General features: G+C 61.1%; 27 protein-coding genes and 1 tRNA gene. 18 read left to right on the top strand and 10 right to left on the bottom strand.

Annotation, left to right across the window (positions count from 1 at the left end):
- Positions 1-56: 56 nt before the first annotated feature.
- From F8N85_RS00245 to F8N85_RS00215, 7 genes are all read left to right on the top strand, one after another.
- Entirely contained in the window at positions 57-1,145 is a 1,089-nt protein-coding gene (locus F8N85_RS00245) for an ABC transporter ATP-binding protein (protein WP_150801696.1), read from the top strand.
- Between the two features lies 1 nt (position 1,146).
- A complete protein-coding gene (locus F8N85_RS00240; protein ID WP_150801695.1) occupies positions 1,147-2,064 on the top strand; it encodes an ABC transporter permease in 918 nt (305 codons plus the stop codon).
- Entirely contained in the window at positions 2,061-2,855 is a 795-nt protein-coding gene (locus tag F8N85_RS00235) for an ABC transporter permease (RefSeq protein WP_150801694.1), read from the top strand. The genes F8N85_RS00240 and F8N85_RS00235 overlap by 4 nt, the downstream gene beginning before the upstream one ends.
- 56 nt (positions 2,856-2,911) lie before the next feature.
- Positions 2,912-3,964, top strand: a complete 1,053-nt coding sequence (locus F8N85_RS00230) for an extracellular solute-binding protein (protein ID WP_150801693.1) — start codon at positions 2,912-2,914, stop codon at positions 3,962-3,964.
- Between the two features lie 163 nt (positions 3,965-4,127).
- Positions 4,128-5,324 (top strand): amidohydrolase family protein, encoded by a 1,197-nt coding sequence (locus F8N85_RS00225; protein ID WP_150801692.1) that lies wholly within the window; start codon positions 4,128-4,130, stop codon positions 5,322-5,324.
- Complete coding sequence (locus F8N85_RS00220) at positions 5,321-6,817, top strand: amidohydrolase family protein (RefSeq protein ID WP_150801691.1); 1,497 nt, start codon at positions 5,321-5,323, stop codon at positions 6,815-6,817. Before F8N85_RS00225 ends, F8N85_RS00220 begins: the two co-directional genes overlap by 4 nt.
- A gap of 11 nt (positions 6,818-6,828) precedes the next feature.
- Entirely contained in the window at positions 6,829-7,491 is a 663-nt protein-coding gene (locus F8N85_RS00215; RefSeq protein WP_150801690.1) for a flavin reductase family protein, read from the top strand.
- Positions 7,492-7,699: 208 nt separating this feature from the next.
- Here the strand turns inward: F8N85_RS00215 and F8N85_RS00210 are convergent, their stop codons facing one another.
- The 6 genes from F8N85_RS00210 to F8N85_RS00185 form a co-directional block, all read right to left on the bottom strand.
- The gene (locus F8N85_RS00210) at positions 7,700-10,798 is read right to left on the bottom strand and encodes an error-prone DNA polymerase (RefSeq protein WP_224795602.1); all 3,099 of its coding nucleotides are present in this window, start codon (positions 10,796-10,798) and stop codon (positions 7,700-7,702) included.
- The gene (locus F8N85_RS00205) at positions 10,774-12,189 is read right to left on the bottom strand and encodes a Y-family DNA polymerase (RefSeq protein WP_150801688.1); all 1,416 of its coding nucleotides are present in this window, start codon (positions 12,187-12,189) and stop codon (positions 10,774-10,776) included. Before F8N85_RS00205 ends, F8N85_RS00210 begins: the two co-directional genes overlap by 25 nt.
- A gap of 7 nt (positions 12,190-12,196) precedes the next feature.
- Entirely contained in the window at positions 12,197-12,814 is a 618-nt protein-coding gene (imuA, locus tag F8N85_RS00200; protein WP_150801917.1) for a translesion DNA synthesis-associated protein ImuA, read from the bottom strand.
- On the bottom strand, positions 12,814-13,431 hold the full coding sequence (gene lexA, locus F8N85_RS00195) for a transcriptional repressor LexA (RefSeq protein ID WP_150801687.1): 618 nt from the start codon (positions 13,429-13,431) through the stop codon (positions 12,814-12,816). Before lexA ends, imuA begins: the two co-directional genes overlap by 1 nt.
- 217 nt (positions 13,432-13,648) lie before the next feature.
- Positions 13,649-14,617 carry a Gfo/Idh/MocA family protein gene (locus tag F8N85_RS00190; protein ID WP_150801686.1) on the bottom strand — a complete coding sequence of 323 codons (969 nt, stop codon included), beginning with the start codon at positions 14,615-14,617 and terminating at the stop codon, positions 13,649-13,651.
- 38 nt (positions 14,618-14,655) lie between these two features.
- On the bottom strand, positions 14,656-15,543 hold the full coding sequence (locus F8N85_RS00185; RefSeq protein ID WP_150801685.1) for a Dyp-type peroxidase: 888 nt from the start codon (positions 15,541-15,543) through the stop codon (positions 14,656-14,658).
- A 314-nt stretch (positions 15,544-15,857) separates the two neighbouring features.
- Here F8N85_RS00185 and F8N85_RS00180 point away from each other — a divergent pair, with 314 nt between their 5' ends.
- Both F8N85_RS00180 and F8N85_RS00175 read left to right on the top strand, forming a co-directional pair.
- Positions 15,858-17,483: an NADP-dependent glyceraldehyde-3-phosphate dehydrogenase gene (locus F8N85_RS00180; protein WP_150801684.1), complete on the top strand. Its 1,626-nt coding sequence runs from the start codon at positions 15,858-15,860 to the stop codon at positions 17,481-17,483.
- 67 nt (positions 17,484-17,550) lie between these two features.
- On the top strand, positions 17,551-18,594 hold the full coding sequence (locus tag F8N85_RS00175) for an FUSC family protein (protein ID WP_191636082.1): 1,044 nt from the start codon (positions 17,551-17,553) through the stop codon (positions 18,592-18,594).
- A gap of 7 nt (positions 18,595-18,601) precedes the next feature.
- Here F8N85_RS00175 and F8N85_RS00170 read toward each other — a convergent pair whose 3' ends face one another.
- On the bottom strand, positions 18,602-19,495 hold the full coding sequence (locus F8N85_RS00170) for a DMT family transporter (protein WP_150801682.1): 894 nt from the start codon (positions 19,493-19,495) through the stop codon (positions 18,602-18,604).
- Between the two features lie 132 nt (positions 19,496-19,627).
- Here F8N85_RS00170 and F8N85_RS00165 point away from each other — a divergent pair, with 132 nt between their 5' ends.
- Both F8N85_RS00165 and F8N85_RS00160 read left to right on the top strand, forming a co-directional pair.
- On the top strand, positions 19,628-20,065 hold the full coding sequence (locus F8N85_RS00165) for an Lrp/AsnC family transcriptional regulator (RefSeq protein WP_150801681.1): 438 nt from the start codon (positions 19,628-19,630) through the stop codon (positions 20,063-20,065).
- A 57-nt stretch (positions 20,066-20,122) separates the two neighbouring features.
- The gene (locus tag F8N85_RS00160) at positions 20,123-20,452 is read left to right on the top strand and encodes a YceK/YidQ family lipoprotein (protein ID WP_150801680.1); all 330 of its coding nucleotides are present in this window, start codon (positions 20,123-20,125) and stop codon (positions 20,450-20,452) included.
- Between the two features lie 93 nt (positions 20,453-20,545).
- Here F8N85_RS00160 and F8N85_RS00155 read toward each other — a convergent pair whose 3' ends face one another.
- Positions 20,546-21,217, bottom strand: coding sequence for a Bax inhibitor-1/YccA family protein (locus tag F8N85_RS00155; RefSeq protein ID WP_150801679.1), 672 nt, complete (start codon positions 21,215-21,217; stop codon positions 20,546-20,548).
- 124 nt (positions 21,218-21,341) lie between these two features.
- Here F8N85_RS00155 and F8N85_RS00150 point away from each other — a divergent pair.
- The 3 genes from F8N85_RS00150 to F8N85_RS00140 all read left to right on the top strand — a co-directional run bounded on the left by F8N85_RS00150 (position 21,342) and on the right by F8N85_RS00140 (position 22,733).
- Positions 21,342-21,429: transfer RNA gene (locus tag F8N85_RS00150), tRNA-Ser, on the top strand.
- 244 nt (positions 21,430-21,673) lie between these two features.
- A complete protein-coding gene (locus F8N85_RS00145) occupies positions 21,674-22,024 on the top strand; it encodes a hypothetical protein (RefSeq protein ID WP_150801678.1) in 351 nt (116 codons plus the stop codon).
- A 28-nt stretch (positions 22,025-22,052) separates the two neighbouring features.
- Positions 22,053-22,733: an SOS response-associated peptidase family protein gene (locus F8N85_RS00140; protein ID WP_150801677.1), complete on the top strand. Its 681-nt coding sequence runs from the start codon at positions 22,053-22,055 to the stop codon at positions 22,731-22,733.
- Here F8N85_RS00140 and F8N85_RS00135 read toward each other — a convergent pair.
- Positions 22,727-22,930 (bottom strand): hypothetical protein, encoded by a 204-nt coding sequence (locus F8N85_RS00135; protein ID WP_150801676.1) that lies wholly within the window; start codon positions 22,928-22,930, stop codon positions 22,727-22,729. The genes F8N85_RS00140 and F8N85_RS00135 overlap by 7 nt on opposite strands.
- A gap of 431 nt (positions 22,931-23,361) precedes the next feature.
- Between F8N85_RS00135 and F8N85_RS00130 the strand changes: the two genes are divergently transcribed.
- The 4 genes from F8N85_RS00130 (at position 23,362) to F8N85_RS00115 (ending at position 24,921) form a co-directional block, all read left to right on the top strand.
- A complete protein-coding gene (locus F8N85_RS00130; protein ID WP_150801675.1) occupies positions 23,362-23,628 on the top strand; it encodes a hypothetical protein in 267 nt (88 codons plus the stop codon).
- 347 nt (positions 23,629-23,975) lie between these two features.
- Positions 23,976-24,338, top strand: a complete 363-nt coding sequence (locus F8N85_RS00125; RefSeq protein ID WP_150801674.1) for a hypothetical protein — start codon at positions 23,976-23,978, stop codon at positions 24,336-24,338.
- Positions 24,335-24,526, top strand: coding sequence for a hypothetical protein (locus F8N85_RS00120; RefSeq protein WP_150801673.1), 192 nt, complete (start codon positions 24,335-24,337; stop codon positions 24,524-24,526). The genes F8N85_RS00125 and F8N85_RS00120 overlap by 4 nt, the downstream gene beginning before the upstream one ends.
- Before the next feature lie 176 nt (positions 24,527-24,702).
- Complete coding sequence (locus F8N85_RS00115) at positions 24,703-24,921, top strand: hypothetical protein (RefSeq protein ID WP_150801672.1); 219 nt, start codon at positions 24,703-24,705, stop codon at positions 24,919-24,921.
- Between the two features lie 154 nt (positions 24,922-25,075).
- Here F8N85_RS00115 and F8N85_RS00110 read toward each other — a convergent pair whose 3' ends face one another.
- Positions 25,076-25,237, bottom strand: coding sequence for a hypothetical protein (locus tag F8N85_RS00110; protein WP_318183200.1), 162 nt, complete (start codon positions 25,235-25,237; stop codon positions 25,076-25,078).
- Positions 25,238-25,316: the final 79 nt, after the last annotated feature.

The following is a 25,316-nucleotide window of genomic DNA, read 5'->3' as shown; positions in this document are numbered from 1 at the left end:
GGTATTTCTAGATTGCATCCAATTTTTGCATACAATAATAAGAGGAATGCACCATTATGGAACACAAGGCCTCAATTGAAGTGCTGAGCGTTTCCAAGCACTACACCGACGACCCCGGCGTGGCGCCAGCACTGGATAACGTCTCGGTAAACATCGCTCACAACGAATTCTTCACGCTCCTCGGCCCCTCCGGCTGCGGCAAGACCACCTTGCTGCGCACCATCGCCGGCTTTGAACAGGTCAGCAGCGGCGAGATCCACATCGGCGGGCAGCGGGTCAATGACCTGCCGCCGTTCAAGCGCCGGGTCAATACGGTGTTTCAGAGCTACGCGCTGTTTCCGCACATGAGTGTCGCGCAGAATATCGCCTTCGGCCTCGATATGCTGAATCTTGAACGAAGTGCCATCGCGGCCAGGGTCAAGGAAATGCTCGCGCTGGTGCAAATGGAGCACCTGGCGCAGCGCAAGCCGGCCGAACTGTCCGGCGGTCAACAGCAACGCGTGGCCCTGGCCCGCGCCCTGGCCCCCAAACCCAAGGTGTTGTTGCTGGACGAGCCGTTGTCGGCGCTGGACCTCAAGCTGCGCAAGGAAATGCAGGTCGAGCTCAAGCGCGTGCAAAAGGAAGCCGGCATCACCTTCATCTTCGTCACCCACGATCAGGAAGAAGCCCTGACCCTGTCCGACCGCATCGCCGTGATGTCGGCCGGGAAGATTTTGCAGATCGGTACCCCGAACGATATCTACGAGCGCCCGCAACATCAGTTTGTCGCGCAGTTCATCGGCGACATCAACTTCCTTCCCGGCCGTCTCAAGCGTGGCCAGCAGAACGAAGGGCTGTTCCTGCCGACCGGCATGCCGGTAGAGATCCCCTGCAACTCGGCCAGTCGTTTCGCCAGCGATAACGTGCAACTGGCCTTCCGCCCGGAGCGTTCGCAACTGGTCGACCCATCGCAACCCCATCACTTGCGCGGGATCATCGAGACGGTGCTGTATGTCGGCACCGCGACGCTGTACCAGTGTCGGCTGAACAATGACGTGAAGGTCATGCTGCGCGAAAGCAACGAAGGCCTCAACGACGCTCGCGCCGTGGGTGACGGCGTTGCCGTGCATCTGCCGCCCCACGCCTGCCTGCTGATGGAGGCCTGATATGAGCGTCAGCAGCACTTCTCCCGCCTTGAACCGCCTGCTGTTGCTGAGCCCGGTCGTGCTCACACTGCTGGCATTGATCGCCATTCCACTGGGCATCATGGGTTACATCAGCCTGTTGCCGCGCAACCTCTATGGCGGCGTCGACTGGCAGGCCGACTGGCAATTGCACAGCTACGTGCAGTTGTTCTTCCAGGAGGGTTTCGACGGCGAACTCGAACTCAACTGGGTCTACGCTCAGGCCTTGTTGCGTTCGATCGGACAGGCCGGTGGCACCACCCTGTTGTGTTTTGTGTTCGGCTTTCCGGTGGCGTTGTGGATGACCAGCCTGGCGCCACGGCAGCGCAATCTGATGGTGTTGCTGATCACCATCCCGTTCTGGACCAACCTGCTGATCCGCAATTACGCCTGGCTGATCATCCTCCGTGAACACGGCTGGGTCGCGCAAGGCCTCAACGCGCTGTTCCCGCAAGCGGGCGGCATCACCCTGCTCTACAACGACTTCGCGGTCAGCGTCGGGCTGGTCTACAGCTTCCTGCCCTTCATGATCCTGCCGATCTATTCGACCCTGGAAAAACTCGACTGGCGCCTGGTGGAAGCCGCCTACGACCTCGGCGCCAACCGCTGGCACGCGCTGCGTCGGGTGATCCTGCCGTTGTCGATGCCGGGGGTGATCGCCGGTGCGCTGCTGGTGTTCGTTCCCAGTCTGGGAGCCTTTATCACCCCGGCGATTCTCGGCGGTGGCAAGACCCTGATGATCGGCAACCTGATCCAGCAGCAGTTCGGCACCGCGCGCAACTGGCCGCTGGGCAGTTCGCTGTCGTTCCTGTTGCTGGGAATTTTGCTGGTGTCACTGGTGTTCTACGCCCTCTACAGCCGCAAGACCGCCAACACCCTTCGCCGGGGAGCCCGCGCATGATCGCCTTACACCTGAAGAAACTGCCGCTGACCCGCGAAATCAGCCTGTTGATCCTGGCCTATCTGTACCTGCCGATCCTGGTGCTGATCGCCTACAGCTTCAACGCCAACCGTTCGGCCACGGTCTGGACCGAGTTCTCCTTCGCCTGGTACGGACGGATCCTCGCCAACCCGTCGATCCAGACTGCCGCGCTGAACTCGATCATTGTCGCCAGCATCGCCACGGTCTGCGCCACGCTGATTGCGCTGCTGGCCGCGCTGGCGACCTACCGGCCGTTCTACGGGCAGAAGATGGTCGAAGGCGGGATCAACCTGCCATTGATCCTCCCGGAAATCGTCACAGCCGTGGCCACCCTACTGCTGTTCATGGCACTGGGGATCAAGCTCGGACTGCTGACGGTGATCGTCGCCCACATCGGCTTCTGCATCCCCTTTGCCTACCTGCCGATTCGCGCGCGCCTGAACGATCTGGACAAAAGCCTGCTGGAAGCGGCCAACGATCTGTACGCCAACCCGTGGCAGTGCTTTCGCCGGGTGACGCTGCCGCTTTTGTGGCCGGCAGTGCTGTCCGGCGCAGTGCTGGCGTTCGTGGTCAGCCTCGATGATTTCATCATGACCTTCTTCGTCGCCGGCCCCGGCTCCACCACCCTGCCGGTGTACATCTTCTCGGCGATCAAGTCCGGCGTGACCCCGGAAATCAATGCGATCTCGACCCTGATGCTGGTGATTTCCATCGTGCTGGTGGTACTGGCCTTCTGGCTGGGGCAGCGCGGCAAGACCCACAACCAATGAGCCGTTCCCCACGTGTTCTTCCATTCGCAGGCAGTCCCTGCCAGGAGCGTAAAACGATGATGTTCAAAGCCCTGTGTTACGGCGTCGCCGGTCTGGCCCTGAGTGGCGTCGCTGCCCTGAGTGCCCAGGCCGAGGAACCCAAGCAACTGTTCTTCTACAACTGGACCGACTACTACCCGGTGGACCTGCTGGCCAAGTTCGAGAAGGAGACTGGCATCAAGGTCACCATGGACGGCTACGACAGCAACGAAACCCTGCTGGCCAAATTGCAGGCCGGCGGTGCCGCGTACGACGTGATCGTGCCGTCGCAGTCGATCATGCGCACGTTGATCGGACAGGACCTGCTGCTGGAAATCGACGCCGCGAAGATGTCGAATTTCCAGCACGTCAAATTGGCGTTTCGCGATCCGGTTTTCGACCCCGGTCGCAAATTTTCCGCGCCTTATCTCTGGGGTTCCACCGGGTTCTCCTATGACAGCGCGCGAGTCCCCGGCGGCAAGCTGGATGACTCCTGGAAAGAGTTCTTTGAACCGCGCAAGGAGCTTGAAGGTCAGCTCGCCGCGCTGGACACCTCGAGCAGCGTGATCAATGCCGCCAGCCATTACCTGGGGGTCGACGAGTGCAGCGAAAACCCGCAGGACGCCAAGCGCATCCTCGAATTGCTGAAAAAACAGAAGCCGCACCTGAAGATGTACAGCTCGGACAACACCGTGGACCGCATGGCCTCCGGTGAAGTGATCATGATGCAGAACTGGAACGGCTCCACCGCCCGCGCCACGCTGCAAAAGAGCAGCATCAAGTACGTCTACCCGCGCGAAGGCCTGGCGATGTTCCAGGACAACTTCGCCGTGCCCAAAAGCGCGCCGCATCCGGGCAATGCAAAAATCTTCATCAACTGGATGATGAAGCCGGAAAACGCCGCTGCGGTCTCCAACGCCATCGCCTATGCCAATGGCATCGAGAGCGACAACCTGCTCGAAGCCAAATGGAAGGTCATGGACGCCATCAACATGCCCGAAGAGTTCGCCTCACGCCTGCGCCCGGAAAAAGAATGCAGCAACAAGGCGCGCGAACTGCAGGACCGCATCTGGTCGAAGCTCAAGGGTTGATTTGAGACCGAGTCGCGGCTATCGCGGGCAAGCCCGGCTCCCACAGGGTTCTGGGTTGGCCCCCGGTTTGTGGCCAACACTAAACGAATGTGGGAGCCGGGCTTGCCCGCGAAGAGGCCTGCATCGACACCACAGAATTCAAAGAATCCGACAGAGGTTTGCCATGATTCAATCCCGCTGGCTGCGCAATGTGCGGCCGTACGGTTCAACCGCCGAAGACCTGCTGATCGAAAACGGTCTGTTCACACAGCGCCGTCCTGCATCAAGCGCTGCGCTGTCCGCCACCGATATAGACGGCCAGAACCAACTGCTCACCCCGGCGTTGGTGGAAAGCCATGTCCACCTGGACAAGACCCTCTGGGGCCAACCCTGGCGCCCAAACAGCGCCGGGCCGACCCTCAAGGATTACATCGCCAACGAGCGCCGGGTGCTGCGTGAAGTCCAGGCGCCGATCGCCGAGCGTGCCGGGGCGCTGCTGGAAAACTGCATCGCCCGCGGCTCGCTGAGCATGCGTTGCCACGTCGACATCGACCCGGAGTTCGGCTTGCGTCACGTCGAAGCCATGCAACAGTTGCGTGAGCGTTACCGCGACCTGATCGATCTGCAGCTGGTGGTGTTTCCACAGACCGGCCTGATCAGTCGCCCCGGGACTGCCGAGCTAATGCGCGAAGCCATGGCTCTGGGTGTGGAGAACGTCGGCGGCCTCGACCCTTGCGGCATCGACAACGATCCGATCGCCCAGCTGGATTTCGTCTTCAACCTGGCGCAAGAGTTTGATCGTGGCATCGATATTCACCTGCATGACAAAGGCGAACTCGGCCTCTGGCAGATCGCCCGCATCGCCGATTACACCGAGCGCTTCCAGCGCCAGGGCCGGGTGATGATCAGCCATGCCTACTGCCTGGGCATGTTGCCCTGGGCTCAGGTGCGACCGGTGGCCGAGCGTCTGGCGGCGCTGGGGATTTCGTTGATGAGTTCGGCGCCAGCCGACTGTGCGGTGCCGCCGTTCCTCGCCCTGCGCGAAGTCGGGGTCAATGTCTGCCTGGGCTCCGACGGCATTCGCGATGCCTGGTCGCCGATGGGCAATGGCGACATGCTCGAACGGGCGATGCTGCTGGCGTTGCGTTTTGACCTGAACAAGGATGACCAACTGGCGGCGGCCTTCGCGGCCGCGACCATCAATGGCGCTCAGGCGTTGGGACTTGACGCCTATGGCCTGGAGATCGGCAAACCCGCCGATTTCCTGTTGCTGGCGGTGCAAACCCTCGGCGAAGCAGTGGTCGCCCGGCCACCGAGGCAGGTCTATCGCGGCGGCAAGCTGATCGCCAGCAACGGTCAATTGCTGGAAAGCCGTCTGTGAACAGCGCCGCACGGATTGGCCTCAAGGCCAGCTGCGTGGTCGGCTTCGACGGCCAGCGGCATGTGCTCTGGCGCAACGGCGAAGTGGTATTCGAAGGCTCGCGCATTGTCTTTGTCGGCCGCGATTACCCGGGTGCCGTGGAGCAGTGGATCGATTACGGCAATGCGCTGATCGGTCCCGGCTTCATCGACCTCGACGCGCTTGGCGATCTCGACTCCACGGTGCTCACCCTGGATAACGGCGATGAGCGCCACATGGGCCGGATGTGGTCGGAGCAGTACCTGGCGACCGGCCCGCGGGAGAGCTACCGCTTCGATGAAGAGCTGTTCAAGTACCGCTACGCCTTCACTCAGTTGATCCGCAACGGCATCACTACCGCGATGCCGATCACCTCAATGTATTACCGCGAGTGGGCCGAAACCTACGACGAATTCGCCGCGGTGGCCGGGGTCGCCGCCGAACTGGGGCTGCGAACTTATCTGGGTCCCTGCTACATGAGCGGCATGAGCTACTGGCGCGCCGACGGAGCGTTGGGGCAGCACTGGGATGAAGCACGAGGAATGGCCGGGCTCGACGCGGCCGAGCGCTTTTTCCATGACTTTGATGGGGCCCATCGAGGCCTGATACGCGGCGCGCTGCTGCCGGATCGAATCCAGACCTGCACTCCGGCGCTGTTGCAACGCACCAGCGCCCTCAGCCGCGAACTGAACGCTCCGATGCGCCTGCATTGCTGCCAATCGCCGAGTGAATACGCGATGGTCCGGCAACTGCGCGGCCACTCGCCGCTGGGCTGGCTCCAACAGCTCGAACTGCTCGGTCCACGCAGCCTGTTGCCCCATGGCCTCTACACCAGCGGCGCTGACGATCTGCAACGCGTGGTCGATGGCGGTGCCAGCCTGGTGCATTGCCCGGTGGTATTCGCCCGCGACGGTGAGGCGCTGAATTCCTTCGGCCGCTATCGCGACCTGGGCATCAATCTGGCGCTGGGCACCGACACCTGGCCGGCGGACCTGCTGGAAAACATGCGCCAGGGCCTGAACATCGCGCGGCTGATGGAGCATGGTGGCGAGCAGACCAGCGCGCTGGACCTGTACAACGCCGCCACCCTTGGCGGCGCCAAGGCGCTGGGGCGCGATGACCTCGGACGCCTGGCACCCGGGGCCAAGGCCGACATCACTGTTTTCAGTCTGCGTGGAATGCACCTCGGCCCGCTGTTCGATCCCTTGAAGAACCTGGTGCTGGCCGGACGCGGTGACGACTGCATCGCCAGTTACATCGACGGCCGTTGCGTGATGCATAACGGTCAGGTGCAGGGCGTGGACTATCCCGCCCTGCAGCGTCAGGGCCAACGACAATTCGAAAAACTGATGCGCAGCCACAGCGACCGGGCCTTTGGCCAACCGGACTGGAAAGGCCTGTTCAAACCGGCCATTCCATTCGCCGATGACTACAGCGCACAAGCGCCGCTGAGCGCGATTGATCCACTTCTTTAGAGATTTCTGCCATGCAAAGTTTCGACTTCACAAAGCTCAGCCCGCGGGAAAAATACAAGATTCTGATCGGCAGCGTAGTCCCCCGACCTATTGCGCTGGTCACCACCATTGATGGTGAAGGCCGGATCAATGCGGCGCCCTTCAGCTTCTTCAACGCGCTGTCGGCCGACCCGCCGATCCTTGCCTTGGGCGTGGAAAACTACGGCGACCAAAGCCCGAAGGACACCACGCGCAATATCCAGCTCAACCAGGAGTTCACCGTGAACATCGTGTCCGATGCGCTGGTGGAAGCGATGAACGTCTGCGCCGTGCCCTTCGCTCCCGGCTTCGACGAACTGACCGCCGCCGGCCTGACCGCGATCCCTGGGACCCTGGTCAAATGTCCGCGCATCGGCGAAGCGCCGGTGGCACTGGAGTGCCGGCGGATGATGGCGCTGTCGATTGGCCAATCCCGGGAAATCATCTTCGGCGAAGTGCTGATGGCCCATGTCCGCGACGAGCTGATCGACCCGAAAACCCTGTACATCGACCAGCTTGGCCTGGACGCCATCGGCCGCATGGGTGGCCATGGTTATGCGCGGACCCGCGATTATTTTGATCTGCCGACCAGGTCGCTGCAGGCCTGGAATGATCAGCCGGGGGGTGGGGAACGGTTTTGGCCGGGGGTGAAGTAGGTCGAGTCAGTTAAGAAAAAAGCGCGTCGAACGCAAACCTGTGGCGAGGGGGCTTGCCCCCGTTCGGCCGCGTAGCGGTCGTAAAGCCTGCTTGCTAATTGTACCTGAAGAAACCCGGTGGCTGATTTTAGGGCCGCTTCGCGCCCCAGCGGGGGCAAGCCCCCTCGCCACAATTACTCGTCGGAGCAGGGACTTTCATTAATCGACCTCAACGAAAATCCCGGCTGCGCACACTGATCCCGGTCAGCAGAGAACTCAGATCACTCAAACGCCCGGCAATCAAATGCCGCACTTCACCCTCGGTCTCCAGGGTGCCGTCGACCTTCAGCAACTGCGAACCCACCAGCACCTGCCGTTGACGCTCGGCCAGGTCACGCCAGACCACTACGTTGACGTTGCCAAACTCGTCTTCCAGGGTGACGAAGGTCACGCCGCTGGCGGTCCCGGGTCTTTGTCGGCCGGTGACCAGCCCGGCGACGCTGACGTTGCGCCCATGCTCGACCTCGAGCAACTCCCGCGAACTGCGGCAGCGTCGGGCTTTCAGCTCACCCCGCAGCAAGGCCAGCGGATGCGGGCCCAGGGTGGTGCCGACACTGGCGTAGTCGGCTTGCAGGTCTTCGCTCACGGTGGGCTTGGGCAAGACCACCACCGGCTCGTCCTGGCTCGGTAAACCGGCAAACAACCCCAACTGTTTCTGCACCCCGGCCACCTCCCAGCGCGCCCGATGACGATCCCCGGCCAGCCCGCGCAAAGCTCCGGCGTCGGCCAGTTGCTCCTGGGCCCGGGCGTCTAGCCGCGCCCGCTCGCCGAGGTCGGCGATATCGACAAACGCACCGATCAAACGCGCCGCTTCAATGCGCCGGGCATCGTCCTCGCGAAAACCGCGGATCATCCGCAAGCCCATGCGAATCGCCGGTTGTTCACCCTGGGTCGGCTCCAGGCTGCAATCCCAGTCACTGGCGCGCACGTCCACCGGGCGGATCTGCAGATGATGCCGCCGGGCGTCCTGCAGAATCTGGTCCGGGCTGTAGAAACCCATCGGCCAGCTGTTGATCAGCGCACAGGCAAAGGCCGCCGGTTCGTGGCATTTCAACCAGCAACTGGCGTAGGTCAACAAGGCGAAGCTGGCGGCGTGGGACTCGGGAAAACCATAACTGCCGAAGCCCTTGATCTGCTCGAAGATCTGCGCGGCGAAGGCTTCTGTGTAGCCATTTTTCAGCATGCCTTCCTTGAGCCGTACCTGATGCGGTTCCAGCCCGCCGTGGCGTTTCCAGGCGGCCATGGAACGCCGCAGTTGATCGGCTTCGCCGGGGCTGTAATCGGCGGCAACGATGGCAATCTGCATGACCTGCTCCTGAAACAGCGGCACTCCCAATGTGCGCTCCAGGACGGCTTTCAATTTTTCGGACGGATAGCTTTCAGGCTCCTCCTTGTTACGCCGTCGCAAGTAGGGATGGACCATACCGCCCTGGATCGGACCGGGGCGGACGATCGCCACCTCGATCACCAGGTCATAAAACTTCACCGGCTTGAGTCGCGGCAGCATCGACATCTGCGCCCGGGACTCGATCTGGAACACGCCGATGGTGTCCGCCCGGCCGATCATCTCGTAGGTTTTCGGGTCCTCTTTCGGCACCTTCGCCAGGCTCAGGTCGAGGCCGCGATGACGGCGCAGCAGATCGAAACAACGGCGGATGGCGCTGAGCATGCCGAGGGCAAGGATATCGACCTTGAGCAGCCCGACCATGTCCAGGTCATCCTTGTCCCACTGGATGATGGTGCGCTCGGCCATGGCGGCATTTTCCACCGGCACCAGGCTGTCCAGCGGCTGCTCGGAAATCACGAAACCGCCGGGGTGCTGGGACAGGTGCCGGGGGAAGCCGATCAGTTGTCCGGTCAGGCTCAGCACCCGGCGCAACACCGGGCTGTCCGGGTCGAAACCGCCTTCGCGCAGACGCTCGACCGAGGGCGGTTCGTTGCTCCAGTGGCCGCAACAATCGGCCAGGGCATTGACCTGATCCGGCGGCAAGCCCAGGGCCTTGGCCACATCCCGCACCGCGCCGGCGCCGTGGTAGGTGCTGACCACCGCCGTGAGCGCCGCGCGGGTCCGGCCGTAGCGCTGAAACACGTACTGCAACACCTCTTCACGCCGCTCATGCTCGAAGTCGACATCGATGTCCGGGGGCTCGTTGCGCTCTTTGGAGAGGAAACGCTCGAACAGCATGTTCATCAGGCCGGGATTGATTTCGGTGATGCCCAAGGCATAACACACCGCCGAGTTGGCCGCCGAACCGCGACCCTGGCAGAGAATTTTCTGCTCGCGGGCGAAGCGCACAATGTCGTGGACGGTAAGAAAGTAACTCTCGTAGCCCATCTCGCTGATCAGCTTCAGTTCCTTCTCGATCAGCGCCAGCACCTTGTCTTCCACCCCTTCAGGCCAGCGCCAGCGCATGCCTTGCTCGGTCAGCTCGCGCAGCCAGGAGGCTGCGCTGTGACCTTCAGGCACCAGTTCACGCGGGTACTGGTAACGCAATTGGCCGAGGTCGAAGGTGCAGCGTCGGGCAATGCGCGCTGACTCTTCAAGCAGCTGCGGCGGATAGAATGCCCGCAAGGCCTCGAGGCTGCGCAAGTGCCGTTCGCCGTTGGGGTGCAGGCGTTGCCCGGCCTCGGCGACTCGCACGTGATGACGGATCGCAGTCATGGTGTCCTGCAAGGCGCGGCGCCCACGGGCGTGCATATGCACATCGCCGCTGGCCAGCGGCGCAATATCCAGAGCGGCGGCCAGGGCCAGCAAATCCGCCAGCCGTCGGGCATCGTTCTGCCCACAGTGCAGTTCGACGGCCAGCCACAACCGCTTGCCGAACACCTGCCGCAACCAGCGCCCTTCCCCCTCGACCTCGAGGGTGTCGGGCAGCCACAGCGCCAGCAACCCCGGCAACGGTTCGCTGAAGTCCTCGCGCAATACCTGGTACTGACCCTTTTCCACCCGCCGCCGCGCCCGGGTGATGAGCCGGCAAAGCGCCTGGTAGCCCTCGAGGTTCTCCACCAGCAGCACCAGTTTCGGGCCGTTTTCGATGCGCATTTCGCTGCCGATGATCAGCGGCAACTCAACCTCTCTGGCGGCCTGCCAGGCGCGGACGATGCCGGCCAGGGTGCACTCGTCGGTGATCGCCAGGGCTTGATAGCCCTGACGTTTTGCCCGCTCGAACAGCTCGCGGGCACTGGAGGCACCGCGCTGGAAACTGAAATTCGACAGGCAGTGCAGTTCGGCATACTCGACGCTCATGCGAACCAGCCTTGCAGCCACAAGGGCCCGGCCTCGCCCATCGTGCGCCAGGCCCAGGCCTGCTGGCCGGAACGGGTTTCGATCAGGTAATAATCACGCCGCACATCACCGCCATCCCACCAGCCGGACTCGATGCGCTCCGGCCCCATGAGGATCCGCGCCGCGCCTTCGTGCACCAACAGCGGTTCGCTGAGCAGCCAACCGGGGCGCTGCAGGCCGAAGGTCGGCGGGCAGCCCTGGCTATCGGCGTTCGGCTGCCAACTGTGTTCGGGCCGATGATCGGCCTGGAAGCGCAGGCCATGCACCGCGTCATCCCCCAGCCGCGCCCGCAGGCGTTCGCGCAGTTGTTCCCAGGGCACGGATTGCTGCGGGCGCTCGTCGAACAGTTCCCGGTGCTGCGGGACGAACCTGGGCAAGTCCTGGGCCACCAAACGAAAGCCCCGCACCGGCGCGCCGACCTGCACCTGCTCCAGTCGACCGCGGGCCAGTTCGAAGAGCATCGCCGGATCGCGCTCGGCGCTGAGCAGGCCGACCTTGATCCGGGTGTCAGGCAACCCGGCATGTTCCAGATGCAGATCAAAACGCTGCACGCCGCTGTCGCGGCCACAGAGAAACGCCGACAGGTCCGCGGTGAGCCGGCGCAACGGGAACAGCAGCGCCTGATGGGACAAGACATCGAAGTTCAGCTCGATGCGCACGTCAAAGCGGTCCGGCGGCAGGTAAAACGCCAGGGCCAGCGGGCGGTCTCCTCGTAGCGTGTCGAGGTGCTTGAGCACCTGGGCTTCAAAGCGTCGCGCCAGGCTATGGCGCGGCAGCGCCTGAACCTGACTCAAGGTTCGCAGGCCCATGCGAGACAAGGCCGTGGCCACCTCCGGTTCCAGCCCGACCCGGTCGATGGGCATCTGCCCGAGGATTCGCTGCAAGCTCTCGTTGTCCGCCACTGCCAGGCCGTCGTAAGCATTAGCCAGGATTCGCGCGGCCGCCGGATTGGGCGCGGCGACAATCCGATGACGAAAGCCCAGCTCCGTGAGTTCCGCCCGCAGCCGGGCCTCGAATGGCGGCCAGGGCCCGAACAGCCCCAGACTCGATTCGATTTCAAACAGCAAGGCGCGGGGATAAAAAACGCTGACCTGGGAGCTGAAACGGTAGGCCCAGGCCGCGAGAAATTGCTGCCAGCGCTCGATCTCGGCAAGGTCGTATTCAGCGCTGGCAAAGGCTTTGCTCAAGGCCTGGGCGGCGGTCAACGATTGCCCCGGCCGCAGGCCGAGCGCCCGAGCGGAGGCATTCACCGCCTGCAATACCCGACGCTGCGCAGAGCCCGTCAGCAGCGCCAGCGGTTCTTCGGGATCGGGCCGCTGACGCAGCGCCGCATCCAGCGCCAATTGCGGAAAGAGAATACAGACCCAGCGCATGCCAACCTCAATGCCCTGTGGTAAAGGCGATCGGCGCCGAGCGGGCCAGGCCGCCACGGCACTTGAGCACCCGCAGTTGCGCGGGCCGGGCATCGATGGCGATCCGCAAGGCGGCCGGCGAAGGGTTGATGGCTTCCTTGATCGAGCGATAGGCGAACGCCAGGGTCTGGCCGGTTTCGGCAGCCACCTGCAGCCGGCGCAAGGCCCGGTCATCGGCCTTCTGCGGCCAACACAGCACCGCGCCGCAACTGCCCGAACGCAGGCATTGTTCAGCGGCCCACAGGGCATCGCGATCACTGGCCTGGATCACCGACAGCTGGCGCAGATCCACCCCGGCGTTCTGCCAGGCCTGCGGATACGGCACATGAGGCGGCGCCACCAGAACAATCCGCTCGCCCTTGGCGGACAACCGCGCCAGGGTTGGCCAGACCAGTTGCAACTCGCCGACGCCCTGCCCGGCGATGAGAATTTCGGTCAAGGCCGACTCCGGCCAGCCGCCAGTGGGCAAGGCCGCATCCAGTGCCGCATGGCCAGTCGGTTGAGGACTGGCTGGCGGCGCGGCGGGCCGGCCCTTCCAGACCTGGCCGCCATTGAACAGCGTGTCCAGAGCAACGACGGCGCCCATCATCCTTGCCTCACCAGACCGCAGAACACCCCTTCGATGGCCAGGTCCTGATCGGCGCGCACAACGATGGGGGCATAGGCCGGGTTGCGCGGCAGCAAGCGCACGCTCCCCGCGACCCGTTCAAAACGCTTGATGGTGACTTCACCGTCGAGCCGCGCCACCACGATCTGACCGTTTTGCGCCTCGAGACTGCGCCGTACGCCCACCAGGTCGCCGTCAAGAATGCCGTCCCCGATCATCGAATCGCCCTGTACCCGCAACAGGTAATCGGGGATTCGCGAGAACATCGCCGGGTCCAGCATCAGCCGGCTGTGCACCTCGGCATCGGCACCGATCGGCGCACCGGCGGCCACCCGGCCCAGCACCGGAATGTCCAGCAGCTCGGGCCGGGGCGGCTGGTTCAACAACCGGATACCCCGCGCCTGATGGGCGTTGACCTCAATGAAACCAGCCTCGGTGAGGGCCACCACATGCTTGCGCGCCACGCTGCGCGAGGCAAAACCAAAGGCCTCGGCGATCTCGGCGAGGCTCGGTGGCTGGCCTTGTTGCGCGATCCGGTCGCGGATAAAGGTCAGGATGGCAGTACGGCGGGGGCTTAAAGTCGTCATGGAGTACATTTGTACTCCTGTCGGGTTTTTCTGACAAGAGCCGCCAGTCGTCAATGGCATTGGCGTGGGCGAGATCGCCAGGCGAAGATCAAAAGATCGCAGCCTGCGGCAGCTCCTACAGAGGAATCGCGTGCGCAGAAAACTGGCCGGTGTCAGGCGGCGACTAAATCATCCAGAGCACACCACAGGTTCGGACTGTCGACTTCGAAGAGGAGCGTTCGGCGATTCAACCGCGCCCGAGAATCCGGTCCATCACCCAATCGGTTTTCAACGCCTCGACCGCCAGCGCAGGGTGCTGTGCCTCACCCCGAATATGCGCGTTCATGCCCAGTACGTGATGCCACTGAATATGCGGATGATTGTCGATCTGCAGGCTGAGGGTCTCTTCGGCTTGCAGTTGCACCGGCTGCTCGTCGAATACCGAGAAGATGATCCGGCCTTTGCTGCCGATCACTTCAATCCGGTCCTCCCGACGATCCGCGACGAAGTTCCAGCAGCCCATGCCCAGCGCCCCCGAGGCGAATCGCCAACTGGCGCTCACCGCATCTTCGGCGGCATACAGGCCGGCCTGGCGCGCGGTGAAACCGGCGACCTCGACGATGTCGCCCAGCAGGTACTGGAACAGATCGAAACCATGACTGGCCAGGTCGGCGAAATAACCGCCACCGGCGATCTGCGGGTCGGTGCGCCAATTGGCGCTACCGTTCTGGTCGGCCTCGGAAGGCGGCTTGGTCAGGCTCCAGGTCAAATGACGAACCTCACCAATGCGCCCTTCCAGCAGCCATTGCCGCACCTGTTGAAAGCGCGGCAGAGAGCGCCGGTAGTAGGACACGAACAACTGCACACCGGCTTTTTCGAAAGCCTGCTGCATCTCCAGGCTTTGCCCGGCGTTCAGCGACATGGGCTTTTCGACGCAACAATGCTTGCCCGCCGCCGCGACCATCAGGCTGTAAGCCCGATGACTGTCGGGAGGCGTGGCGATGTACACCGCGTCCACCTGCGGATCGGCAATCAGCGACTCGACGTCGGTGTAGACCCGGGCAATGCCATGGCGCGCCGCATAATCCTGCACCGCCTCCAGACGTCGACCCATCACCGCCACCAGCGCCGAACCCGGCGCCTTATAGAAGGCCGGCCCACTCTTGCGTTCGGTGACGCTGCCGCAGCCAATCATTCCCCATCGCACGGTGTTCATTCAAAGTTCCCTGAGCATGTTCGGTCCTGCTGCGCCAATCAGCCGATACGCAGCGCCCGTAGATCCAGATGACCGTCCTTGAGGGGCGGGCACCAGTAGTAGCCACCGGTAATCGGCCGGCTCATCCGATAGAGGCCATCGACGATGCCGTCTTCCAGGCCGCTCATGCGCCGCAGCTGGACTTCAAAGGCATCGAGGGAAAAACCAAAGGCGAGGAACACCAGCCCTGCGCGATCACCTTCGACCCACGGCATGGAACGGCGCACGACGAAGGCTTCAGGGGCGAAGCTTTCCTGGGCGGTACGTTTGACGTGAGCGGACTGCGGCGCATCCTCGAGCTCTTCGTTGTCGCTCTTGCGCCGACCGATGATGTGATCCTGCTCCTCGGAAGGCAGAGCGGCGAAGCCGTCCAGATCGTGCTGCCATTGCTGAAGCGCGGCAAAGCTGCCGCCGTGCAAACCTTCAACGCCCTCGCCCACCAACGCTGCCGTCACGGCCGCTTCATCGTGGGGGTTTTCGGTGCCGTCTTCGTAACCGGTCAGGTCGTGCCCGGTCTTGTGGCGGAAGGCCTCGGTCATCTGCACCAGGCGCAAGGCCGGGGCCAATGCCGCTGCAACGGCGCGGCTGCGATGCAGCAACTCACCACGGTCTTCGCCGTGCAGCCAGCACCAGAGTGCATGCTGGGTCGAGGGGTTATCCACGCCGACTCCGGTCATTGCCGGAAACGCCCGCAGACCATCGATCCGCCCGCCGAGGGCCTGTACCAGCGACTCGCCGAAACCGACTACCGCGGTTTTCCCGTCCACCAGCTGCAGCAGTTTGTCGATCGCCGCCGGCAATGCTTCGACGGATTCGAGGGCAAAAAACAAATGGCGTGCCTGCGGCGGGACTGGAGTGGCGAGGATGCCCGGCTGGTAGTAACTCATGTGAACTCCTATTGAAAACGCGAAGTTTAACCGGCACGCGGGGGCATGCGCTTGCCGTTTCAAGAGAAATGAACCCTGCGCGACAAAAAACCGCGACGAGGATTACGCGGGCACGCCTTGCACAGCGTTCGAGATCGATAGCGTTTTCGGGCGCCTGCGCCCTCCTCGCTCGACTCGATCAAGGCAGTATTGGGCTAGAGTCAAACAGGCCCGGATAAATGGTGCATGACAACCCTTGGCGCAATCAGGTAAAACGATTCAGCACCGCTATAACAAATAATGTCTGAATCACCCAATCCATACGGGGTAGCACCATGACCACAGATAACCTGCTCAGCCAGCTGTTCCCTTCTGCTGCCGACATCCCGGAAAAGTACCGCCTTGACGGCCGGATCGAACAACGCGAATACCTGGTCGATGGCACCTTGCAGATCTGGCCCGGCCCCCTCGCGCAGGTGCGTAGCCCGGTCTATCTGGCCGGTGACAACGCGGATGAACAGGTTATCCTCGGCAGCACTCCGCTGCTGGACGCCGCCACCGCCTTGACCGCCCTGGATGCCGCCGTCCGGGCCTACGACAGAGGTCAGGGCGAATGGCCGACGATGCGCGTCGCCGAACGCATCCGGCATGTCGAAACCTTCCTCGGGCGCATGCGCGAACAACGCGAAGCGGTGGTCAAACTGCTGATGTGGGAGATCGGCAAAAATCTCAAGGATTCGGAAAAGGAATTCGACCGCACCTGCGACTACATCGTCGACACCATCAACGCCCTCAAGGAACTGGACCGTCGCTCAAGCCGCTTCGAGCTGGAACAGGACACCCTCGGCCAGATTCGCCGCGTACCGATGGGCGTGGCGCTGTGCATGGGGCCTTACAACTACCCGCTGAACGAGACCTTCACCACGCTGATTCCGGCCTTGATCATGGGCAACACCGTGGTGTTCAAACCGGCCAAGCTCGGCGTGCTGTTGATTCGTCCGCTACTGGAAGCCTTTCGCGACAGCTTCCCGGCCGGGGTGATCAACGTGATCTACGGCAGCGGCCGGGAAACCGTCAGCGCGCTGATGGCCAGCGGCAAGGTCGATATCTTTGCCTTCATCGGCACCAACAAAGCCGCCAGCGACCTGAAAAAACTCCACCCAAGACCTCACCGTTTGCGTGCCGCCCTGGGCCTGGATGCGAAAAACCCCGGGATTGTCTTGCCCGAGGTCGACCTCGACAACGCAGTCAACGAAGCGCTGACCGGCTCGCTGTCGTTCAACGGTCAACGTTGCACCGCCTTGAAGATTCTTTTCGTCCATGAAGACGTGGTCGACAGCTTCATCGAGAAATTCAATCAGAAGCTGCAGTCCCTCAAACCGGGCATGCCCTGGGACAGCGGCGTGGCGCTGACACCGCTCCCGGAGTCGAGCAAGGTCGATTACCTGCACTCGCTGGTGGCGGATGCCGTGAGCAAAGGCGCCAAGGTGGTAAACGCCAACGGCGGCGAATCCCGGGCTTCATTCTTCTATCCTGCGGTGCTCTACCCGGTCACCACACAAATGCGCGTGTATCAGGAAGAGCAGTTCGGCCCAGTGGTGCCAATCGTCCCCTACCGTGACCTGGAAACCGTGATCGACTACGTACTGGAATCCGACTTCGGCCAACAACTGAGCATCTTCGGCACCAACTCCACCGAGGTCGGACGCCTGGTCGATACCTTCGCCAATCAGGTCGGCCGCATCAACATCAACGCCCAGTGCCAACGCGGCCCGGATACCTTCCCGTTCAATGGCCGAAAAAACTCGGCCGAAGGCACCCTCTCGGTCCATGATGCACTCCGGACATTCTCGATCCGCACCCTGGTCGCGAGCAAATTCCTGGAGAGCAACAAGGAACTCATCAGCGATATCATCCGTAATCGCGAGTCGAGCTTTTTGACCACCGATTACATATTCTGAGAGCACCTTTGGAGGACAGCACCTGAGCCCGATAAGCTACCTGCGATCGATCCGACTGCCCGCGCTGTTGCGCCGATTCCTGCGTCCGCTGCTGGACCCTTATCGACGCTATCGCCACGCCCGACTGATCCACGCGGTGCGGGTCTCCCTGGGGCTGCTGGCGACGATCCTGCTGACCAGCGGGATCAACCTGCCCCATGGCGAGTGGGCTTCGGTGACCATGCTAGTGGTGATTGGCGGGCTGCAACATCACGGCAATATCGGCAAGAAAGCCAAGGAGCGAGCCTACGGCACCTTGATCGGTGCCGGGGTCGGCCTGTTGCTGGTGGCCCAGCATGCCTGGCTGGGGATGCCATGGCTGACCTATCTGGGCATGTCGGCGGTCTGCGGTTTCTTCTCTTACCACGCGATCGGCAAGGGCGGTTATACCGCGCTACTGTCGGCGATCACCGTGTTCATCGTCGCCGGGCATGGCGACAACCCGGTGACCGATGGCCTCTGGCGCACGGTCGATATCCTCATCGGTATCGCGCTGGCCCTGGCGTTCTCCTTTGCCTTGCCGCTGTATGCGGTCTATTCCTGGCGCTATAACCTGGCCAGTGCACTACGCGACTGCGCTTCGATCTACAGCCGAATCGTCAATGGCCAGTCGGTCACCGACGACGAATATCACAAACTGATGAACCGGTTGAACGGCGTAATGTTGCAACTGCGTTCGTTGATGCCATCGGTGTCCAAGGAAGTGCGGATCTCGATGACCGAACTGGATGCCCTGCAACGCAATCTGCGCATGTGTGTCAGCACCCTGGAAATCCTCGCCAACACCCGACCGGACGCCAGCGACGAACAGGCCATGGCCCAGATGCAGTCGGGGCTGAAAACCGAACATCGGCAAATCCGCGTGCAACTGATCGGCATGGCCCGCGCCCTGAAGTCCGGCGCCACCCAGCGGCTTGAACGTCCGCTCGATGGGGCACAGGACGATCCGTCAATCAATACCCCGGTCTATTCCGCACTGGATGGCTACCGGCTGTTGACCCGCCAACTGGCGGCCAACATCGCCGAGATGCGCCAACGGCTGGCGAAGACCGCGGCGCACTGGAAGATCTGAAAGCCGGTCACTGCACCGCGGTGCGGCGCAAACGAAAGCCCCAACCCTGCTGCATGCCTGCCGCCGCCAGCAGGATCGCGAGCACGCCGACCCACTGCAGCAGTTCAAGGCGATGGCCGAAGGCAAACCAGTCGACAAAGATCGCTGCGATCGGGTAGATAAACGACAGCGCACCGGTCAAGGCAGTCGGCAACTTCTGGATAGCCCCGTAAAGCAGCACGTACATCACCCCGGTATGCACCACACCCAATGTCAGCAGGCTGGCCCAGGCTGATGACTCCTGTGGCAGCGCGGCGATATTTGCCCACGGCGCCAGCAACAGCACGCCGGTGCAGACCTGAATCAGCGCGATCAAATGCGGTGGAGTCCCAGTCAGGCGCTTGATGATCAACGCGGCGAAGGCATAGAGCAGTGCCGCCCCCAGCGCCAGGCCGATACCCAGCAGGTATTCATTGCCACCAGCGCCCTGCTCGCCATGGGCGCTGACGATCGCCAGCATCCCGGCAAACGAAATACTCAGCCAGAACAGCTTTTGCGCAGTGATCTTCTCTCCGAGAAACAACGCGGCCAGCCCCACCAACATAAAGGGCTGGACGTTATAAACCGCCGTACCGATGGCGATAGAGGCTCGGGAATAGGAGGCAAACAGCAGCACCCAGTTACCAACGATCGCCACACCGCTGAGCACCGCCAGCAAAAAGGTGGTGCGACTCAAAATGCCCGGACGCAGGAAACCCAGCACCGCGCAGATCACCAGCAAAGTCAGCGCGCCGAACACGCAACGCCAGAACACCACATCCAGCACCGGCTGCCCGGACACCAGCACAAACCAGCCAATGGTCCCTGAAATCAGCATGGCGGCGGTCATTTCAAATGACCCACGACGTATCGACTTATCCATCATCAACCTCCTCAGCAAGTGGTTGAATTATGCCAATCCTCAGCAGCGCACCTCCAGCGTCAAAAGCAGGCTAAAATCTATTTCTACCTTTCTTATCAAGGCATATCGATCCATTTGCCTAACGAGGTTTGCATGACCGATGACATCGACCAAGTGTTGATCGCCGCGCTGATGACAGACTCGCGACGCTCGCTTAAAGCGTTGGCCCAGATCAGCGGCCTGTCATCACCGAGCGTCGCCGAACGGCTGCGCCGCCTCGAAGAGCGCGGCGTGCTCAAGGGCTACACGGTCGAGGTAGACCCGAAATGTTTCGGCTATCAACTGCAGGCCATCGTCCGCATCCGCCCGCTTCCGGGCCAGTTGCAGGAAGTCGAACGGCAGATCCAGGCCATCCCCGAATTCACCGAATGCGACAAGGTCACCGGCGATGACTGCTTCATCGCGCGCCTGCACGTGCGCTCGATGGAACAACTGGACACCCTGCTCGACCGGCTCAATACCCACGCCGAAACCAATACCGCGATCGTCAAGAAAACCCCGGTCAAGCGTCGGTTGCCACCGATGACTTGAGTGCTCTTTTGTTCCGAACACCGTAGATTGATCTTTTTTCGGCTAAGGATTGGCAGTATGAAAATTCAGGCAATGTTACTGGCGGCGTTGATGCTCGCAGGGTGCGGTACCATCAACACGGTTTTGCGCCCCGACGAAGTGGCTGTACAACATCTCAAGCAGCAGAAGAGTTACTGCGGCGCGATCCCACGAATCTACAGCGGAGTAACCTATGATTTCTGCTCCCTGCATGCGCCCCTGCGTGAGGGAATCGATGAGCAGCAATACGACAACGCCACGCCCATTGTGCTGATCGACGTGGTCATTTCCGGCGCGCTCGATACCTTGTTGTTGCCCTACACTATCTACCGCCAGCAGGCCGATGGCAGCATTGTCATCACCGAATGATGGGCCCCCGCCGAGCCCCTTTGATGAGCGGCGAGCCTATTTACAGACAATAAAAAACCCGCCGAAGCGGGTTTTTTTACTCAAGGCTGACGATCAATCATCGCGGCTCATGATGCCGAACAGCTGCAACAGGCTGACGAACAGGTTGTAGATCGATACATACAGGCTGATGGTCGCCATGATGTAGTTACGCTCGCCGCCATGGATGATGGCGCTGGTCTGGAACAGGATGCAGACCGAGGAGAACAGCACGAAGCCGGCGCTGATCGCCAGTTGCAGGCCGCTGATCTGGAAGAACAAGCTGGCCAGCACCGCGCCCATCAGGACAAAGAAACCAGCAGTGATGAAACCGCCGAGGAAGCTCATGTCCTTGCGGGTGATCAGCACATAGGCCGACAGGCCGCCAAACACCAGCGCAGTCATCGCAAAGGCCGAACTGACGACTTCAGCGCCGCCCTGCATGCCCAGGTAACGGTTGAGGATCGGGCCCAGCAGAAACCCCATGAACCCGGTCAGGGCGAACGCCGAAACCAGGCCCCATGCGGAATCGCGGAGCTTGTTGGTGAGGAAGAACAGCCCGTAGAAGCCGATCAACACCACGAAAATGTTCGGATAGCCTACGCGCATCTGCTGCGCCACGAACGCCATCACACCGCTGAATGCGAGCGTGAGGGCGAGTAAGCCGTAAGTGTTGCGCAGGACGCGGCTAACCTCTAGCTGCTCAGCCTGCACGCTGTTATTAACTGCGTAATCCTGTTCGCGCATGGCGACACTCCTGTTGGTTTGAAACGTTCAGTCGCAAAGATCATAACAGACACCCTGCAACAAGCTACGCAGAGAGTTTGACAGTGTGTTTCATTCAGGTATTATGGCGCCCGCAACGCAATACGGAGGTGTGGCCGAGTGGTTTAAGGCAACGGTCTTGAAAACCGTCGACTGTAACAGGTCCATGAGTTCGAATCCCATCGCCTCCGCCATATTTGTACGTTAGAGCCCTGATTATTCAGGGCTTTTTCGTTTCTGGGGTTTGGGTTTCGGGCGCTGCAAACCGATGTGTTCCATAACTATTATGGAAGTGTTCCATAACTCAGCCGCTTTTCCCCCTCCCCGGCGTCCTGCCGACCGCACACAAGCCCACGACTTTACAGCTCGTCGCTCCACCCTCGCCTGATCGGCTCGCCTCGATTGCTGTATATCCAAACAGTATCAGGAAAGCATGACGTGAACCCTGATGAAGACACCTGCGAGTGGCTCGGCATCCCCACGCCACTCGAAACCTGCATCCAACACACGCACCTGCTCGAAAACGAGATCGACAATCTCAACCAGCAGCTGCGTGCGGCCCGGGAAAACATCTTCAAGCTGGTCGAGATGCAGGCACAGACCACAAAAGACCGAGACCAGGCCAGGGAATTCCTCAAAGAGAAAGCAGCGACGCTTGCGGAGTTACGCGAGCAGCTGCGCAACCTCAAGAGCGCGTCCAATGTCCAGGTGCGGGAAATAGATGAGTTGCGCGATCAAGTGGTCAGACTCCGCGGAGTGGATCCGCGTCCGGGCAAACGGCTCAGCTAAGCTGAGATTTCCACCGGAGGACCTATCCATGTGCGGAAGACTTTCCCAGTACCGAGGCATACACGACTTTGTTGCAGCGCTGAGCATGCCCAATGCTCTGGTCAACACCATCGGCGACCAGCCGCTCGAGCAGTACAACGTCGCACCTACAACAAGGGTCGCCCTCTTTCGCCAGGAAGGCGACACGCTGCGCGCCGACCTGGTCAGGTGGTGTTGGCGACCGCATTGGGCAACCGACCAGCCAGCGAAACCGAACGGCAGAGTCGAAAAGGTAGCGCATAGCCCATTCTACCGGGCGATCTGGCCACACCGTGCTATCACCCCAATCGACAACTGGTTTGAGTGGGTGGATGAAGGCGGGCCGAAGAAGCAGCCCTACCTTATCCGGCGCCGAGATGGTGCCCCTGCCTTCTGCGCCTCAATCGGCCAGTTTACGGCCGGCGACCACACGCCCAGTGAATATGATGGTTTCGTGATCATCACTGCTGATTCGGCCGGCGGCATGGTGGACATCCACGATCGACGCCCGGTAATACTAGCGCCGGAGCTGGCCCGGGAATGGCTTGATCCGGCAACGCCCAAGGAGCGCGCCGAGCATATGATGATTCAACAGGGAGAGCCGTCCGAGGTCTTCGAATGGTTCAAGGTCGATATGGCCGTGGGGAATGTGCGGAATCAGGGGCAGGGCCTGATAGTTCCAACTCAATGAAACGTCCGCTCGGGACCATCCAGCGACCGAGATACATACTCCGACACCGCCGTCATGAGCGCTTCCGCTTCGATGCGCAGACGTTCGATTTCCTCGGCCGGCTTAACGCCTCTTGCGTCGTTATACCGCCGCAATGCCTGCAGAGCCTGCTGCATCAGCGGGTCCCCTGCAGCTATCTTCTCGTCTAGATCTCCCATACCGGCCTCCTTTGCCGATCATTCGATCAGGGCAGTATAGGCAGCATCATCGAGGCCATCCTAATGGCACAAGTTGTTACATATGCCACCGCGCTAACGGCATTCTGCGGCTACGCTCAGAGCTCTAAATTGGTGAGGCTTCGTCATGTCGAACAGTATTTTTCAAGTTGATTTTCGCGCAAGCACCGGTGATTACGGCGACGGGTTTGGTGGTTGTAGAAGACGGCGCGGTAAATGAGGGGCCCCTTCACTATCTGTATCAAGGATGCAGCGCAGGCCTAACTGAAACTGTATGACTTCCTTTTTGGGAATGCTTCAGCTCCCATCAAGCGCGCATCTATTTGTCCGTGCTGACTCCCCTACTAATAGCCAGCCGACCAGGAAGCCCAACCGACGGCACATCATTTTTTGGGTACAAGGATAGAAACCCCATGAACACCCCGCTCCGCATCAACGAAGCACTTTTGATTGCCAGCGATGCATTTGAACCTTTTCAATGCGTCGCCTGGGCTCCGCAAGACGGTAATGGCGAACTGAGCCTGACCGTCATCGACCGGACCAACACTCGTATTGGCCGCAAACAGATTCCAAGCAGTGCCTATTCCGATCCGGCGCAGCTGGAAAGCCTGCTGGAAGAGGCGCGCGCCGAGTTGAGCCAGGAGGGCTACAAGCTGCAATCCTGGACAATGCCAGAGTAAGGCTCGCGGATCGATACCGGGAGAGCGCGTAATCAAGGATCCGATGGATTGAAATTTCGCCTTTATCCTCCATCGAATCTGGCCTCGGAGGCGTTGTAAGCAATTGCGTACAATGGCTTAGGCAATTGCCCGCTGCCTAATGGCTGCCTGGCCAGTTAATATCCCGTTGTGTTGATGGATCGACCAGGCTGACAAGGCCGAGAGCTAGGGACATCGCAGTAGAGCGATGCATCAGGGAGGATGCCCAATGAATACGGAATCAGTAGAAAAAGAAAACGGTGGCGTTCATCCCGCCGTTTTTTTTCGTCTGTGTAAAACCCATTCAAAAACAAAAAAAGATGTAATTCATGTCGAATTCCAATGTTTTGGCTGACAGTAATATGTTGAGTTCTCTCGCCGCGTATGACGCAGTTATGGGGCTGAGCAGTGGGCAGACGATACGGTGGGGGAACCTGCTGTTCAAAATCATCGAAGGCCGCCTCCTGCCCCTGGTGATGGAAGCTGCCGGTCGTGCCGAAGGCTATGCCTTGGGCTTACGCGATGCGGGGGTCATCACTGAAATTCAGTGCGGTCGGATGGCGTGTGTGGCCATGGCCGTGACCGCTGACAAAATTCACAGCTTGCCCCCGATGCGTGAGGGCATCCATGACCTGGCTCCCGATCCAATCGCGTCGTGTTGCGCCCCACGTGTACCGGAGGAACCAAAATGAATTCAGCGGTATCGTTCAGACACAACGACAAATTTTATACCGAGGTGGAGGCCGTCACCCTGTATGAAGCTGACGGCTACCTGATCTTGACGCATGCAAACGACGACAGCAGCAGTATTTCCGAGGGGGGTGAGGCGCTGTTCGAAGCGCTGTCCGGACTTGGAATCCGGGCCAACAAGCATCCCTGAGCCGCTGCGCATAACGGCGTTTTCATTAAATGTCTCCTCAAAAAAAAGCCCGCTTCGGTGGGCTTTTTTTGCGCCGGCTGGAGATCAGCCCCCCGGAGGCTGGTCTACCATTGCCATAGGGCGTGGTTTTACGCGCACTCAGCCCCTGTCGCTCAATGCCAAAGGACTGCTTTTGAATGTCCGTGACCTACCTGCCGCTGGAAGCCTGGAACAAACACTGGAAACTCGACGGCTTACGGGTGCGCTGTCGGTTGTGTGGGAGTGCCCAGTGCTTCACGGACGCCGTTGCTTTTAGTCATGCGCTCGGCTGTAAAGCGCGGAGCCTAAAAGCCCAATACCCCGGTCGGGAACTGACTTCCATCCTGCACCAGAAAATTCAATCGGGATTGTCCTGATGTGCGCCGGGATTCAAGACGGGCGTGATAGGCCGTTGCGCGCGCCTTCTATCTCGAATGCTTTGACGACAACGGCTCTTTTACCTATGACCGCTAAGGTCGAGGTAGCCGTGGGGAGTGTGCGGAACCAGGGGCGGGGTCTGATAGCTCCAACTCAGCGAAGTAATTTCACAGGCCTACCCAGCGCCCAAAGCTGATACTCCGACACTGCGGTCATGAGTGCCTCTACCTTGAGGCGCAGACGTTCGACCTCCTCGGCAGACTTCACGCCTTTCGCTTCGTTGTACCGCCGCAATGCCTGCAGAGCCTGCTGCATTAGCGGATCCCCTACAGCTATCTTCTCGTCAAGGCCTCTCATGCCAGCCTCCAATGCCGATCATTTGATCAGGGCAGTA

The organism is Pseudomonas fluorescens, from assembly GCF_902497875.1.
GTDB classification, from domain to species: Bacteria; Pseudomonadota; Gammaproteobacteria; order Pseudomonadales; family Pseudomonadaceae; genus Aquipseudomonas; species Aquipseudomonas fluorescens_BR.
The sequence above is the reverse complement of the archived record's forward strand: the minus strand, read 5'-3'. Positions and strand labels throughout refer to the sequence as shown.